Raw genomic sequence first — 14676 nt, forward strand, 5'->3', positions numbered from 1 at the left:
TGAGTGAGCGGAGCCGGACCGGCCGGGGCGGCCGGGAGGGACCGGTACGGGTGACCGGAGGGATCAGAACGGGTAGTCGGCGATGTCCGGGCGGACCGTGAGCCACTGGGTCTCGGTGAACGCCTCGACGTTGGCGGCGGCGCCGCCGAACCGGGAGCCGGTCCCGGAGGCCTTGACCCCGCCGAAGGGGGCGTTGGGCTCGTCGCTGACCGTCTGCTCGTTGATGTGCACCTTGCCGGAGTCGATCCGGTCGGCGAGCTTCATCGCCGTACCGACGTCGCCGAGGATGCCGACCGACAGCCCGTACTCGCAGTCGTTGACGATCCGCGCGGCCTCCTCCGTGGTGGAGAAGGAGACGACGGGCGCCACCGGGCCGAAGATCTCCTCGCGCCAGGCCGGCATGTCCGTGGTCACGCCGGTCAGCACGGTGGCGCGGTAGCCGGCACCGTCGATCTCGCCGCCCGCGGCGACCTTCGCGCCCGCCGCGACGCTGTCGGTGACGATGCCGTGCACCCGCTCCAGCTGCCGGCGGTCGATGATCGGACCCAGCGCCACGTCCTCGCGGGCCGGGTCGCCCACCGGCAGCGCCTCGGCCTTCGCGGCGAGCGCGGCGGTGTACTCCTCCACCAGCGACTCGTGCACGATGTGCCGGCCGGTCGTCATGCAGATCTGCCCCTGGTGCAGATACGAGCCGAACGCGCCCGCCGAGGCCGCCTTCGCGACGTCCGCGCCCGGCAGCACGACCAGTGCGTTGTTGCCGCCCAGCTCCAGGTGCGCCCGCTTCAGCAGCCGCCCGGCCTGCTCACCGATCGCCCGCCCGACCGGCGTGGAACCGGTGAACGAGATCACCCGCACCTCGGGCGCCTCCACGACCGCCCGGCCGACCGACCCGTCGCCCGGCAGCAGGTGCAGGACACCGGCCGGAAGCCCCGCCTCCTCGAAGATCCGGGCGATGACGACACCGCCGCTCACCGCGGTGCGCGGGTCCGGCTTCAGCAGCACCGCGTTGCCGAGCGCCAGCGCCGGGGCCACGGACCGCAGGCCGAGGATGAGCGGGAAGTTGAAGGGCGCGATCACACTGACGACACCGGCCGGGCGGCGCCGGGCGAGCGACCAGCGGGCGTCCTCCGAGGTGAGCACCTCGCCCTGCGGATGCGTGGGAAGCCCGGCGCACTCGAAGCACTCGCCGATCGCCAGCCCCGCCTCGAAGGCGGCCTTGGAGCGCACCGAGCCGGCCTCGCGCACCAGCCAGTCCTCGATCTCGGCGGCGTGCTCGGTGAACAGCTCGCCCGCCCGCCGCAGCACCGCGGCCCGCCGCTGCGGCGAGGTCGCCGCCCACTCGCGCTGGGCCTCGGCGGCCCGGGCGGCTGCGCGGTTCACGTCCTCGGCCGTGGCCAGGCCCACCGTGCCGAGCCGGTCGCCGGTGGCGGGCTCGGTCACCGGCTGCTCGGTGGGGGAGTCCCGCCAGCCGTCGCTGTGGAACTTCCCGCCCCAGACGTCGCTGTCCAGGAGTGTCATCGTCTTCCCTCTCGTCGGGATCTTCGGTCGGTCTTCCGGTCGCGTGCGAGTCGGTTCAGGAGGGCGTGGTGAGCGCGGTGTCCACCTGGATCAGCCGGGGACCCTCCGGTCGCTCGGCGAGCGCGGCGCGCAACTCCGCGGCCCCGCCCACGTGCTGGGCCCGCACGCCGTAACCCTCCGCGATACGGGTGAAGTCGAGGCCGGGGATGTCGAGGCCGGGCGCGTCCGGCACGCCGAGCAGCCCGCCGAACCAGCGCAGCGCCCCGTACGTGCCGTTGCGCAGCAGGACGACGGTCAGCGGTACGCGGTGCTGCGCGGCCGTCCACAGGGCGGTGATGCCGTAGTTGGCCGAGCCGTCGCCGATCACGCCGACCACCGGGCGGTCGGGCTGTGCCATCGCCACGCCGACCGCGCCGGGCAGACCGAAACCCAGCCCGCCCGCCGCCGGGAAGTAGTAGGAACCCGGGCGGCGCAGGTCCATCTGGCGCCACCACGCCGCGTTGGTCGACGTCGACTCGACGACGTACGCGGTGTCCCCGGGCATCTCGTCGCGCAGCGCGGCGAAGACCTGCTCGGGGTGCAGGCCCGGTCCCTCCGCGGTCAGCGGCACGGGCACGGGACGGTAGGGGTCCGCGGGCGCACCGGCCGCGTCGAGCGACTCCAGGAGTACGTCGATGACCGCGCCCGGGTCCGCGACCAGCGCCTCGCCCATCGGCGCCCGCGCCGCGGCGGAGGCGTCCCCGGTCACCTGGATCAGCCGGGTGCCCTCGGGCAGGTACCGGCCGGGCAGGTGCTCGTGGTAGCGGAAGACCGGTGCGCCCAGCACGAGCACCAGGTCATGGCCCTCGAAGGCCTCGGAGATCGGCGCGATCCCGGCGGGCAGCACGCCCCGGAACTGCGGATGCCGGTTCGGGAACGGCAGCCGGAACTGCGAGGGCGCCGCCCACACCGGCCCGCCGAGCCGCTCGGCCAGCCGCACGGCGTCGTCGAAGCGGCCGGCGGAGTCGATGTCGCCGCCCAGCACCAGCGCGGGGCGCTCGGCCGAGGCGACCCGCTCCACGAGCCACCGGCCCTGCTCCTCCCCGGGCGCCGAGGCCCGCAGCACCTGCCGGTCGAGCACGGCCAGGGCGTTGTCGTCCACGTCCGCCGACCAGTCGTCGTACGGCACGGACAGGTACGTCGGCCGGCGCTGGAGGCGCGCCTCGAAGACGGCCTGGGCGAGCGCCCGCGGCACGTCCCCGGCGCACGCCGGCTCCGCCGCCCAGCCGACCAGCGGCTTCATCAGGGCCGGGGCGTCGACGCTGGCCAGGTTGGCCTCGGGACCGATGGCGGGGCGCACCTGCTGCCCGGCCACCACCACGAGCGGCGTACGGGAGGCGACGGCGTTCGTCAGCGCGCCCATCGCGTTGCCGGAACCGGAGGCGGCGTGCAGGTTGACCAGCACCGGACGGCCGGTCGCCTGGGCGTACCCGTCGGCCATGCCGACGACGGCGCCCTCGTGCAGACCGAGGACGTAACGGAAGCCGTCGGGCAGGTCGGCGAGGAAGGGCAGCTCGTTGGAGCCCGGATTGCCGAAGACGGTGGTGAGTCCCTGGCGCTCCAGGAAATCGTGGGAGACACGACGCACGGATGGCACGGACAGTCCTTTCGAAGTGACGCGGCACACGCTAGGCACCCCGCGACATGGGCACCAATAGATGTTTCGCCACTCCGATATAGAGTTCGTCGATATGGGGACCTTCGATCTCAACCTGGCCCGCGTCTTCGTGCTGCTCTACGAGACCGGCAGCGTCACGGCCACCGCCGAGACGCTCCACGTCACGCAGCCCACGGTCAGCTACAGCCTGGGCAAGCTGCGGCGGCACTTCGACGACGAGCTGTTCCGCCGCAACGGGCGCGGGCTGACCCCCACCGCCGGCGCCCGGCGCCTGTACCTGCCGCTCCAGCGCGCGCTGGCCGAGATCGACGGGACGGTCCGCCAGGGCGACGTCTTCGACGCCGGGACGATGTCGGGCCGCTTCACCATCGCCCTGTCCGACCTCGGCGAGGCGACGCTGCTGCCGAGGCTCGTGGCGGCGGCGCGCGAGCGGGCGCCCGGGGTGTCCTTCACCGTCCGCCCCTTCGACGTGGACGACGCCGAGGGGCAGCTGCGCCGGGGCGACCTCGACGCGTTCGTGGCCACACCGGTGATCACCTCGCACCTGACCGTGCGCATCCCGCTCTTCCGCGAGCGCTACGTCCTGATGGTCGCCGCGGACCATCCGCGGGTGCGGGGCGACGAGGTCACGGCGGCGGACCTCGCGGCGGAGCACCACGCCACGGTGTTCGGCCCGAGCGGACACGTCACGCCCAGGGCCCTGCTGGGCGCCCACGGACTCCTGGAGCGGGTGGCCGTGGACGCCACCCGCTTCTCGATGCTGCCCTACCTGCTGGAACAGACCGACCTGGTGGCCATCGTCCCCGAGTACGTCGGCGAGGTCTTCACCGCCTCCCACCGGGTACGGCTGGTGCGGCTGCCGTTCGAGACCGAGCCCATCGAGATCGCCCTGTACGCACGGCACGAGTCCTCGCGCAGCCCGGCGCAGCGCTGGCTGGTGCAGTTTCTGGCCGAGGTGCTGGGCGAGCAGGTGAGCGTGGCCCAACTGCCGCCCTCGAGCCGTCGATAGGCTCACCGCCATGACGGCACCGGAACGCACCATCCTCGCCACGTCGGGCGGCCACCGCGCGGGCGGCCGGACCACGGTGTCCTTCGACTCCCTGGTCCACCACGCGGTGGACCTCTCGGGTGCGCACGGCCGGCGTCCCCGCGTCCTGTACGTGGGCACCGCCATAGGCGACGCCGAGCACTTCACCGCCCGCATGACGGAGGCGGCCCGCGTCGCCGGGTTCGACCTGACACCCCTGCACCTGTTCCCCATGCCCAACGTCGAGGACGTCGAGGAGACCGTGCTCGCCCAGGACGTCGTCTGGGTCATGGGCGGGTCGGTGGCCAACCTGCTGGCCGTGTGGCGCGTGCACGGTCTGGACCGGATCATGCGCAGGGCCTGGGAGGCGGGCGTCGTACTCAGCGGCGTGAGCGCTGGTTCCCTGTGCTGGTTCCGGGGCGGGGCGACCGACTCCTTCGGGCCCGAACTGCGCCCGCTCACCGACGCGTTGGGCTTCCTGCCCTACGGCAACGGCGTCCATTACGACGTCGACCCGGGCCGCCGTCCCCTGACCCACCGCCTCGTCGCCGAGGGCACCCTCCCGACGGCCCACTGCACGGACGACGGCGTCGGCCTCGTCTACCGCGGCACCGAACTGGCCGAAGCCGTCACGGAGGTTCCGGGCAAGGGAGCCTATGTGGTCGTACGCGACGGTGACGCCGCGGTGGAGGAGAGGATCGAACCGCGCGCGCTGCCGGGTCCGCGTCGGTGAACGGCACAACACCCCGGCGGCATAGTCCCGTTGAGCGTCCGCTCGACCGTCGCCCACTCGGGCGGGACGTCCGCGTTTGCCGACGCGGTGAGGGGCAAGGCGATGTCCATGAGCGATCCGAACAAGGACACGAGCAAGAAGCACACCGGCACGCGGACCGCCGAGCCCAAGGCGCGGAGCACCGCGCAGAAGGCGACCGCGCCCGCCGCACGGGCGGGGCAGGCCGCCGCGGGCAAGGCGGGTGACGCCGCGTCGGCCGCCAAGGCCGGTGCCCGGCGTTCCGCCGACGCCGCGAACGGGGCCGTGCAGTCCGCGGCCAAGGGCGTCGCGGCCGGCCGCCAGGCCGTCGCCACCACCTCCGGCCACGTCGCGGCCACGGCGAAGACGGCGTGGACCGCCCTCGCCCACCGCAAACTCGTCGCCGCCGGCGTCGGCGCCGGCCTCACCGCCGTGAGCGCCGCGTCGTACGCCGTGGGCCGCCGCGCCGGACGGCACACGCAGGGGCCCCTCACCCGTCTCACCGGCGGCCGGATCTGACACCGGCCGGAAGACACCGTGCCACTGCCGCCGCCGCTGCCGGGACAGGGGAAGATGGGACCCGCGAGCGAAGTCCCGACCGATGCGGAGGAGTGGGCGCATGCAGCACGACCGAGCCGGAAAGCCGGCCGGCCCCGAGGACCTGATCGACGTCGCCCGGCTGGTGACGGCGTACTACGCCCTGCACCCGGATCCGGCCGAGCCGGGGCAGCGCGTGGCCTTCGGGACGTCCGGGCACCGGGGCTCGTCCCTGGCGGCGGCGTTCAACGAGGACCACATCGCCGCCACCAGCCAGGCGATCTGCGAGTACCGCACCGCACAGGGCACCGACGGCCCGCTCTTCCTGGGCGCCGACACCCATGCCCTGTCGGAGCCCGCGAGGGTCACCGCGCTGGAGGTGTTCGCCGCCAACGACGTGACCGTCCTCATCGACGGCGCGGACGGCTACACCCCCACGCCGGCGGTCTCCCACGCCATCCTCACCCACAACCGGGGCCGCACCTCGGGCCTCGCCGACGGCGTGGTCGTCACCCCCTCGCACAACCCGCCCGCCGACGGCGGCTTCAAGTACAACCCGCCGCACGGCGGCCCCGCGGGCTCGGACGCCACCTCCTGGATCCAGGACCGGGCCAACGAGATCATCACGGCGGGACTGAAGGACGTACGCCGCATCCCCTGGGCGCGGGCACTCGCCGCGCCCGGGACCGGCCGGTACGACTTCCTCGACGCCTACGTCCGCGACCTGCCGAGCGTCCTCGACCTCGACGCGATCCGCTCGGCCGGCGTGCGTATCGGCGCGGACCCGCTGGGCGGCGCCTCCGTCGCCTACTGGGGCCGGATCGCCGAACAGCACCGCCTCGACCTGACGGTGGTCAACCCGCTCGCCGACCCGACCTGGCGGTTCATGACGCTGGACTGGGACGGCAAGATCCGCATGGACTGCTCGTCGCCGCACGCCATGGCCTCCCTCATCGAGCAGCGGGACCGCTTCACCATCGCCACGGGCAACGACGCCGACGCCGACCGCCACGGCATCGTCACCCCCGACGGCGGCCTGATGAACCCCAACCACTACCTCGCCACCGCCATCGCCCACCTCTACGCCCACCGCACCGACTGGCCGACCGACGCGGGCGTCGGCAAGACGCTGGTGTCCTCCGGCATGATCGACCGGGTCGCCGCCGACCTCGGCCGCCGGCTGGTCGAAGTCCCCGTGGGCTTCAAGTGGTTCGTGGACGGGCTGGTCGACGGCTCCCTGGGCTTCGGCGGCGAGGAGTCGGCCGGCGCCTCCTTCCTGCGCCGGGACGGCTCCGTGTGGACCACCGACAAGGACGGCATCATCCTCGCCCTGCTCGCCTCCGAGATCACCGCCGTCACCGGCAGGACGCCCTCCGAGCACTACGCCGCGCTCACCGCCCGCTTCGGCGCGCCCGCCTACGCCCGCATCGACGCCCCCGCCACCCGCGAGGAGAAGGCCCGCCTGGCCAAGCTGTCCCCGGCCCAGGTCACCGCCGACACCCTGGCCGGGGAGCCGGTCACCGGCGTCCTCACCGAGGCGCCGGGCAACGGCGCCCCCATCGGCGGCATCAAGGTGACCACCGAGAACGCCTGGTTCGCGGCCCGCCCCTCCGGCACCGAGGACGTCTACAAGATCTACGGCGAGTCGTTCCGCGGCGCCGACCACCTCCGGCAGGTGCAGGACGAGGCGAAGGAGGTCGTCCTCGCCGCCCTCGGCGGCTGACGCCCCACCGCCGGCGCCGTACGCCGGTCCCCGGGCCGGTCAGCCGCGGCCGGCCCGGGACAGTGCCACGGTCAGGTCCCGGATCTCGTAGCCGTCGATGGCCTCCTGGAAGGCGACACGCGGCTCCCCGCTCATCCGGACGCCGTCCAGGGCGAACAGGCGACTGAGGAACACGTCGGTCTCCAGCAGCGCGATGTGCGCCCCGGGACACCGGTGCGGCCCGTCACCGAAGGAGAGCCCCGCACCGACGGCCTCGGCGCGGTCGGGACGGACGAGCAGCGGGTCCTCGCCCACGGCCACCGGGTCCGCGTTCGCGTCGTCCAGGTGGACCTCGACGTACTCGCCGGGGCACACCGTCACCGGACCGTCGGGGCCGGACAGCTCCACGGACTCGACGGCACGCCTGCGCAACCGCCCGATGACGGGTTCCAGCCGCAGCAGTTCCCGCAGGACGGCGAGGCGCCCCGCCTCGTCCGCCGTCCGGTAGTGGTGGAGCAACTCGGCGTCCGAGAACAGGTGCCAGGCGGCCAGGCACACGAACTCCCGGGTGGTGACCATGCCGGCCGCCGCGAACGTCAGGCACTCACCGAGGATCTCGACGTCCGAGCAGCCCTCCGCGAGCAGGTGGGAGATCAGGTCGTCGTGCGCGCGGCGGCGGTGCGCGCGGATCGCGGGGCGCACGTCGGCCAGATGGATGCGGAGCCAGTTGGTGTTCTGCCGCACCAGCCAGTACAGGCCCCGGACACTGGTCAGTCCCGGTTCGCCGAACTCCTCCGGGAAGAACCTCTCCAGTCTGCGGCGGATGCCGGGCCTGCCGTACCGCAGCCCTACGACCTCGCTCACCACGCCGATGGCCAGACCGAAGGCGAGGTCGGAGAGCGGCGCCTCACCGGCCGCGCGCAGGGTGTCCAACTGCTCCTCCGCGATCCGGACCATCGGCTCGCGGTAGTGCTCGTCCACCCGGCGGGGCGTGAAGTAGCGGGCGGTCTGCCTGCGGTGCTCCCGGTGCTCGGGGCCGTCCCGGTAGAGCACCGGCCGGCGCACGCGCGGCGGCAGCTTCTCCACCGTCTCGACGCCGAGACCCGCCTGCACGGTGCCCGGGGCGCGCAGCAGCGCCCGCGCGACGGCGAAATCGCGCACCTGCCAGGTACCGTCCGCCGCCCGGTCGACCGGGCACGCCGGCCGGGGCCGCCCCCGGTCCGCCTTCCGTGCGGAGACCCGTCCGTCCCGTGTCACCCGGCCACCCCCAACTCGGCCGCGCGGCCCCGGTGGCCACCCGGCTCCACGACGTGGTCAACAGGATCGGCCACATGCCCGGCGCCGACCAGACCCGAAACCGCCGAGTCGTCCGCGTCGGCGGCCCGGAAACCGGGTGCGCGGCCGGGCCCCGCCGTGCGAGGCTCCGCCGGTGGAACGTGAACAGATCTCCCGACTCGCCCATGCCGACCACCCGATCGCGGCCCCGCTCGACGACGAGTCCGTGGGACGGCTCCTGGCCCGCGCGATACCCGACGACACGGCCCGGGTCCTCGATCTCGGCTGCGGCGGCGGGGAATGGCTCCTGCGCGCCCTCGCCGAGTATCCGCGCCTCACGGCCGAGGGCGTCGACATCTCCGAGCGCGCGCTCGACCACGCCCGTGCGGCGGCGGCCCGGCTCGGGGTGGGGGACCGGCTGACCCTGCACGCTCGGGAAGCGGCCCGCTTCTCCGCCCCGCACCGCTTCGACCTGGTCCTCTGCGTCGGCGCCACGCACGCCTTCGGCGGGCTGACCGCCACCCTCGCCGCCGCGCGCGAACACCTGGCACCCGGCGGACGCGTCCTGGTCGGCGACGGATTCTGGGAACGCGAGCCGTCCCCCGAGGCCATCGAGATGCTCGGTGACCTCTCCGACCTGCCGACCACCCTCGACCGGGTGGCCGCGGACGGCTGGACACCCGTGGGCGGGCACATCAGCACGCGCCGGGAACTCGACGCCTACGAATGGTCCTGGACCGGCACACTGGCCGCGTGGGCCCTGGACCACCCCGCCGACCCGGACCGCGCGCAGGCACTCGAGGCGGCCACCGCCCACCGCGACGGGTGGCTGCGGGGCTACCGGGACTCCTTCGGCTTCCTCTGCCTGGTCCTGCGCCCGACCGACGCCTGACGCCGACGGCACTCGGGGCGTGTGCCGGGACGGGTGATGTTTGCCGGATTCGGGGGTAGACGGGCTGGCGTAAACGGTCAAGGCTCAGGAAGAGGGCGGATCGGATGGACGGGGCTGCCCGCATCGGGGACCGGCTGAGAGACGAGCGGGTCAGGGTTTCGGCACAGTACGAGGGCATTCCCGGCGACATCGCCCGGGGCAGGGAGCTGGCCCGGGGATTCCTGGCACGCGTGCGGGCGGCGCGGGAGGCCCGGGTGTCCGACCGCGCGGTGGAAGTGGTGCAACTGGTGGTCAGCGAGCTGCTGACGAACGCCTGCAAGTACGCGCCCGGCCCCTCGACGGTCGATCTCGAACTCGCCGAGGACCGGGTGGAGGTCACGGTGTGGGACAGCGAGCCGGTGCTCCCGGTACCCGGCACCCCCGACCCCGACCGCATCGGCCGGCACGGGCTGGAGATAGTCATGGCCGTCTGCCAGAGCTTCGAGGTGCACAGGGAAACGGTCGGCAAGCGCATGAGGGCCGCGGTCGGGCTCGCCGACGACCCGCGGACCACGGCCACCCTCGACCGCACGGCCTGACCCCGCACGGGCACTTTGCCTTCCCGGTCCGCAGCCCGACGGGAACGGCCCCCGCGACGACCGAGCCCCGTACCGATACCTTTCGCCAAGGCCCGCGAGGACAGGCCCCCTGCGCGGCGGCGTACACCGGGGCGTCGTCGCCGCTGCGCCGAGCCGCTGCCCTGCGTCCGCCCATGCCGTCACCGGACGCCACAGCCGTGCCGCACCGGCCGAGCACTCGACAGACCCCATCGCCGGTCGGCCGGGGGGCCGCGCGCCTCGCCGTAAGCGCCGGTCGGCACCGTTTCCCGCACGCGCCCGCCGTCCCGGCAGTCCAGGCGTGAAGGGACGACCGACGGAGGCTGCCGACGCTCCGCTTCGCTCCACCGTGCCCGCGTCGGCGGCGGAGCCGTCACCCACCCCGGCCGACGGCATCGGACACTCCGCGCCTACCGCCCCCCGAACCGGTGCCCCCGGCCCGGAGCCGGTACACGACGGAGCGGCGCAGCGGGCCCTCGGGGACCTCCGGGTCGTCGAAGTCGTCGGCCGGATCGTGGGTCATGCCGAGGCGGTCCATCACCGCCCGTGAACGCAGATTGCCGGCCGCGGTCACCGCGAGCACCTCCGCCAGCCCCAGGCTCTCGAAGGCGTGCGACACCACCGTCCGCGCGGCCTCGGTGGCATAACCGTGCCCCCAGGCCGGCCGGGCCAGACGCCAGCCCGCCTCCACACCGGTGAACGGCATGCCCTCGTCCACGGGGTCCAGCCCGGCGAACCCGACGAACTCGCCGGTCGCGGCGACCTCCACCGCCCACCAGCCCCAGCCCCTCCGGTCCAGGTCGGCCTGAAAACCGGCCACGGACGCCGCGCTCTGCTCGGGCGTGAGCACCCCCGGGAAGTACGCGCGGACCTCCGGGTCGGCGTTCATGGCCGCCCAAGGGGCCAGGTCGGACGCCCGCCAGTCGCGGAGCAGGAGACGATCGGTGCGAAGTACGGACATCGGGCGAACGTACGGGAACCGGCCGGACGGAGCGACCCGTTTACGCGCCCGGGCCCTCCCCCCTTCGGCCGCGTGGAGCGGTTCATCGGCGCCCGCCGGGGGAACCTGGCGAGGTGGACGGCATCGGAAGGCTGTGAGGGTCGTGACGTCACGCTGGGCGGGCCACCGGGACGGCGAGGAACCAGGGCACGACGAGGTGGACGGCGCACCGGAGCCCGCCGAGCCCGACTTCCCCGGCGCGGTCCTGCGCGCCCTCGGCGCCGGCGTCCTCACCCTCGGTCCCACCGCCCGGATCACCTCGGTGAACCCCTGGGCCGAGCACCTGCTGGGACGCACCGAACAGGAGATGCTCGGGCACGACGCGCACGACCTCCTGCACCGGCACGCCGACGGCAGCCCCGTGCCGCGCGAACGGTGCGCCCTGCGCAGCCCCCTGCACGGCGTGCCCGCCGAGGAGGGGAGCGACGAGTACTTCCAGCGGGCCGACGGCACCACGGTCCCCATCATCTGGGCGACCACCCCTCTCGTCCGCGACGGACGCCAGGAGGGGCTGGTCCTCGTCTTCCACGACTTCAGCCTCCACCGCAGCGCCGCCGAGGAGACCGAGGCGCGGACCACCGCCCTGGAGGCCCTCACCGCCCAGCTGCACCTGGTCGCCGAGATCTCCACCGTGCTGGTGCCCACCGAGCGCCCCTCCACCACCCTGCGCCGACTCGTCCGGCTGCTGGTGCCGGAACTGGGCCAGTGGGCCGCGGTCGACGTGTACCAGGGCCAGTCGGACGTACTGGAACGGGTGGCCGTCCGCAGCAGCACCCGGCCGGAGCGCGCCCGGTCACTGCGCGGGCCGATGACCGCGCTGCCCGACCAGGCGCGCGCCGCGCTGACCCTGCTCATCAAGGGCGACCGGCCCGTCCCGCTGGAGGTTGGGGAACTGTGCCGGGACCCAGAGCACCCGCTCGCCGCGACCCACCGCGTGCTGTTCGAACGGCTCGGCGGTCACGCGGCCGTCGCCATCCCGCTGCGCACCCGGCAACGGTCCTACGGCATCCTCACCGTGGCCCGCACGGGGGAGCACCCCGCCCACACCGAGGCCGAGGTCGCCCTGCTGGCCGACATCGGCCGCCGCGTCGGCCTGGTCCTGGACAACGCACGGCTCTACCACGAGCAGCAGAACGTCGCCGAGACCATGCAGCGCCAGCTCCTCACCCCGCTCCCGCAGGTCGACCACCTCCGGATGGCCGCCCGCTACTGGCCCGCCGAGAGCGCCATGGAGGTCGGCGGCGACTGGTACGACGCCTTCCTCCTCGGTGACGGCGTCATGGCCCTGGTCATCGGGGACGTCGTCGGGCACGACCTGCAGGCCGCCGCCCACATGGCCGAGGTCCGCAACATGCTGCGCGCCCTCGCCTGGGACCACCAGGAGCCACCCAGCGTGATCATGCGGCGCCTGGACGAGGCCGTGACCAACACCAGCGACGCGCCCATGGCCACCCTCGTCTTCGCCCGCGTCGAAGGCGCCGAGGGCGGCCCCTGGCGGCTGCACTGGGTCAACGCGGGGCACCCTCCGCCCCTGCTGATCACACCGGACGGCGGGACCCGCTTCCTGGAGGGCGGCCACGGACCGCTCATCGGCATGAGCGCCACCCTGCGCCTCGGCCTGGACTGGCCCGACACCCGCGAGGACCTCCCGCCCGAGAGCATCCTCCTGCTCTACACCGACGGTCTGGTGGAGAGCCGCGACCGTCCGATCGACGTGGGCATGGACACGCTCCGCCACCACGCCGCCGCCCTGGTCCGTCGGCTGGACCGGTGGAACGTCGACGACTTCTGCGACGAGCTGCTCGCGCGGATCGCGCCCCGCGGTGACGACGTCGCCCTGCTCGCCCTGCGCCTGCCCGCCGCCGGCATGGGCGCCCCCGGCGACACCGAACCGCCCCCGCCGCCCCAGTCCGGGCACAGCGAGGCCACCCCCGACCGCGCGGCTCCGGGCTCCCGCCGCCAGAAGGCCGAGGTGCGGGACCCCACCCACCCGGACCCGGAGGAGTAGCGGCTCCGGCAGACGGGTGGGCCCGGGTGACAGGCCGTCCGGTCGGCCCAACTCCGATACGGCTCGGATTCGTTGACCCCCTCGGCGCGCCGCTGCCCCGGCGCCCGGACGGGTGGGGTGTTCACCCGGCTGATCGCCTTGAGTGGTGCGAGACCGACGGCGGGCTGACGGTAATTCACGTCGGGGCCGGGTCACCTCAGCTGACGAAGCACCAGCTGCCCGGCCGTGACGGAAGGAACCTCAGATGCGTTCTGCTCGCATGCTCCTGACCACGGCGGCGGCCTCGGCCGTCTTCGTCCTCGGCACTCCCGGCGCCTACGCGGCCGTCGGTGGTGACTGGGACCACGACGACTCTTCCTACAGCAAGGAGCACGACAACGGAAGCAAGCACGACGAGCCGCGCGGCGGGATGCACACCGGTGGTGGCGCGCTGGCCGCGGTCGACGAGGGCGGCTGGAACCACGACGACTCCGGCGAGGAGCAGGACAACGGAAGCAAGCACGAGAAGCCGCGCGGCGGCATGCACACCGGCGGCGGTGCGCTGGCCGCGGTGAACGAGGGCGACTGGGACGGCGGCGGCCGTGAGTCCAAGGAGGGCGGCTCGCAGACCTACCAGCAGGACGAGGGCGAGAGCTCCCGGGGCGGCGGCGACCACGAGAAGCCGCGCGGCGGGATGCACACCGGCGGCGGCGCGCTGGCCACGCCGACCACGACCGCGGGCGGGCTGGCCGTCCTGGCCGTCGCCGCGACCGGCCTGTACGCCGTCCGACGCAAGAAGTCGGCTCACGGAGTGGCGTAAGCCGTGCCGGGCGCGATAGCAGCCGGGCCGCCACCCAGGAACCACGGGGCGGCCCGGCTCGCCCGCGCTCACCCGTCCGCCCTGCCGCCGTGCCCCAGTGAGGTCGTCCCCGATGCCAGTCCCCCCTTCCACCCCCACCCCCGCCGACGACGAGACGACGACCGGCCAGGGTTCCCGCTCCGGCCTGATGGTGCTGTGCGGCGTGGCCCTGCTGATCCTCGCGGTGAGCCTGGTCGGCGGCAACGACACGTCCGCCGACTCCTCCCGCCCCCCGCTGCCCGCACAGCCCGGCACGACCGCCTCGTCCGCCCCGCCCGCGACCCATGGGGCCGACGAGGACGAGCCGGCCCTGCCCCGGTCGAAGCCCGTGCGCCTGCTCATCCCGGAAATCTCCGTCGACGCCCCCTTCACCGACCTCGCCATCGGCGACAAGGGGCAGCTCGAACCGCCGCCGGCCGGCAACACCAACCTCGTCGGCTGGTACGCCAAGGGCGTCTCCCCCGGCGAGAAGGGAACCTCGATCATCGCCGGCCACGTGGACACCAAGACGTCCGCCGCCGTCTTCGCCCGCCTCGACCAGCTCGACAAGGGCGACAAGTTCCAGGTCGAGCGCGCGGACGGGAGCGAGGCGACCTTCGTGGTGGACAGCCTGGAGACCTACGCCAAGGACGAGTTCCCCAGCGATCGCGTCTACGGCGACGCCGACCGGCCGGAAGTGCGCCTCATCACCTGTGCGGGCGACTACGACCACAAGGTCAAGGACTACACCGACAACCTGGTCGTCTTCGCACACCTCACCTGAGGCACCCCGCCCGACGAATCCGCCCGACGAACCCGCCCGAGGCCGCGCCCGCCGGCCCTCCGCGGCGCCGGTCACCCGCGCACCGCACACGAGTCGCGCGCCGCCCGGGCCC

13 protein-coding genes are annotated in these 14676 nt (G+C 74.1%); 9 read left to right on the plus strand and 4 right to left on the minus strand.

All coding sequences use genetic code 11. The features are described 5' to 3' along the window. Positions 1–63: 63 nt before the first annotated feature. Both D1J63_RS34295 and mdlC read right to left on the minus strand, forming a co-directional pair. Positions 64–1518 carry a benzaldehyde dehydrogenase gene (locus tag D1J63_RS34295; protein ID WP_125634360.1) on the minus strand — a complete coding sequence of 485 codons (1455 nt, stop codon included), beginning with the start codon at positions 1516–1518 and terminating at the stop codon, positions 64–66. A gap of 55 nt (positions 1519–1573) precedes the next feature. Continuing rightward, the gene (mdlC, locus tag D1J63_RS34300) at positions 1574–3154 is read right to left on the minus strand and encodes a benzoylformate decarboxylase (RefSeq protein WP_125634362.1); all 1581 of its coding nucleotides are present in this window, start codon (positions 3152–3154) and stop codon (positions 1574–1576) included. A gap of 94 nt (positions 3155–3248) precedes the next feature. Between mdlC and D1J63_RS34305 the strand changes: the two genes are divergently transcribed. From D1J63_RS34305 to pgm, 4 genes are all read left to right on the plus strand, one after another. After that, positions 3249–4184 (plus strand): LysR family transcriptional regulator, encoded by a 936-nt coding sequence (locus D1J63_RS34305; protein ID WP_102931974.1) that lies wholly within the window; start codon positions 3249–3251, stop codon positions 4182–4184. A gap of 10 nt (positions 4185–4194) precedes the next feature. Further along, on the plus strand, positions 4195–4935 hold the full coding sequence (locus D1J63_RS34310) for a peptidase E (RefSeq protein WP_125634364.1): 741 nt from the start codon (positions 4195–4197) through the stop codon (positions 4933–4935). 102 nt (positions 4936–5037) lie between these two features. Then, entirely contained in the window at positions 5038–5472 is a 435-nt protein-coding gene (locus D1J63_RS34315; protein ID WP_125634366.1) for a hypothetical protein, read from the plus strand. A 100-nt stretch (positions 5473–5572) separates the two neighbouring features. Continuing rightward, positions 5573–7213, plus strand: a complete 1641-nt coding sequence (gene pgm, locus D1J63_RS34320; protein WP_125634368.1) for a phosphoglucomutase (alpha-D-glucose-1,6-bisphosphate-dependent) — start codon at positions 5573–5575, stop codon at positions 7211–7213. A gap of 39 nt (positions 7214–7252) precedes the next feature. Here the strand turns inward: pgm and D1J63_RS34325 are convergent, their stop codons facing one another. After that, positions 7253–8449 (minus strand): cytochrome P450, encoded by a 1197-nt coding sequence (locus D1J63_RS34325; RefSeq protein ID WP_125634370.1) that lies wholly within the window; start codon positions 8447–8449, stop codon positions 7253–7255. A 172-nt stretch (positions 8450–8621) separates the two neighbouring features. On the opposite strand from D1J63_RS34325, the gene D1J63_RS34330 reads away from it, so the two are divergent. Further along, on the plus strand, positions 8622–9359 hold the full coding sequence (locus D1J63_RS34330; protein WP_125634373.1) for a class I SAM-dependent methyltransferase: 738 nt from the start codon (positions 8622–8624) through the stop codon (positions 9357–9359). A 104-nt stretch (positions 9360–9463) separates the two neighbouring features. Further along, on the plus strand, positions 9464–9937 hold the full coding sequence (locus D1J63_RS34335; protein WP_125634375.1) for an ATP-binding protein: 474 nt from the start codon (positions 9464–9466) through the stop codon (positions 9935–9937). A 391-nt stretch (positions 9938–10328) separates the two neighbouring features. Here the strand turns inward: D1J63_RS34335 and D1J63_RS34340 are convergent, their stop codons facing one another. After that, positions 10329–10916: a GNAT family N-acetyltransferase gene (locus D1J63_RS34340; protein WP_125634377.1), complete on the minus strand. Its 588-nt coding sequence runs from the start codon at positions 10914–10916 to the stop codon at positions 10329–10331. A 142-nt stretch (positions 10917–11058) separates the two neighbouring features. On the opposite strand from D1J63_RS34340, the gene D1J63_RS34345 reads away from it, so the two are divergent. The 3 genes from D1J63_RS34345 to D1J63_RS34355 all read left to right on the plus strand — a co-directional run bounded on the left by D1J63_RS34345 (position 11059) and on the right by D1J63_RS34355 (position 14564). After that, positions 11059–12963: a SpoIIE family protein phosphatase gene (locus tag D1J63_RS34345; protein WP_241235640.1), complete on the plus strand. Its 1905-nt coding sequence runs from the start codon at positions 11059–11061 to the stop codon at positions 12961–12963. A gap of 244 nt (positions 12964–13207) precedes the next feature. After that, positions 13208–13762 carry a hypothetical protein gene (locus D1J63_RS34350; protein ID WP_125634381.1) on the plus strand — a complete coding sequence of 185 codons (555 nt, stop codon included), beginning with the start codon at positions 13208–13210 and terminating at the stop codon, positions 13760–13762. A gap of 112 nt (positions 13763–13874) precedes the next feature. Next, positions 13875–14564 carry a class F sortase gene (locus D1J63_RS34355; protein WP_164713102.1) on the plus strand — a complete coding sequence of 230 codons (690 nt, stop codon included), beginning with the start codon at positions 13875–13877 and terminating at the stop codon, positions 14562–14564. The last annotated feature ends 112 nt before the right edge of the window (positions 14565–14676 follow it).

Origin of the sequence: Streptomyces sp. KPB2 (genome assembly GCF_003950055.1) — a bacterium.
Classification (GTDB): Bacteria; Actinomycetota; Actinomycetes; order Streptomycetales; family Streptomycetaceae; genus Streptomyces; species Streptomyces salinarius.

What these genes read in the sequence shown, in the direction of transcription:
- D1J63_RS34295 (WP_125634360.1), bottom strand. Translation starts at nt 1,518, where the DNA reads ATGACACTCCTGGACAGCGACGTCTGGGGCGGGAAGTTCCACAGCGAC.
- D1J63_RS34305 (WP_102931974.1), top strand. Translation starts at nt 3,249, where the DNA reads ATGGGGACCTTCGATCTCAACCTGGCCCGCGTCTTCGTGCTGCTCTAC.
- D1J63_RS34310 (WP_125634364.1), top strand. Translation starts at nt 4,195, where the DNA reads ATGACGGCACCGGAACGCACCATCCTCGCCACGTCGGGCGGCCACCGC.
- D1J63_RS34315 (WP_125634366.1), top strand. Translation starts at nt 5,038, where the DNA reads ATGTCCATGAGCGATCCGAACAAGGACACGAGCAAGAAGCACACCGGC.
- pgm (WP_125634368.1), top strand. Translation starts at nt 5,573, where the DNA reads ATGCAGCACGACCGAGCCGGAAAGCCGGCCGGCCCCGAGGACCTGATC.
- D1J63_RS34335 (WP_125634375.1), top strand. Translation starts at nt 9,464, where the DNA reads ATGGACGGGGCTGCCCGCATCGGGGACCGGCTGAGAGACGAGCGGGTC.
- D1J63_RS34340 (WP_125634377.1), bottom strand. Translation starts at nt 10,916, where the DNA reads ATGTCCGTACTTCGCACCGATCGTCTCCTGCTCCGCGACTGGCGGGCG.
- D1J63_RS34350 (WP_125634381.1), top strand. Translation starts at nt 13,208, where the DNA reads ATGCGTTCTGCTCGCATGCTCCTGACCACGGCGGCGGCCTCGGCCGTC.
- D1J63_RS34355 (WP_164713102.1), top strand. Translation starts at nt 13,875, where the DNA reads ATGCCAGTCCCCCCTTCCACCCCCACCCCCGCCGACGACGAGACGACG.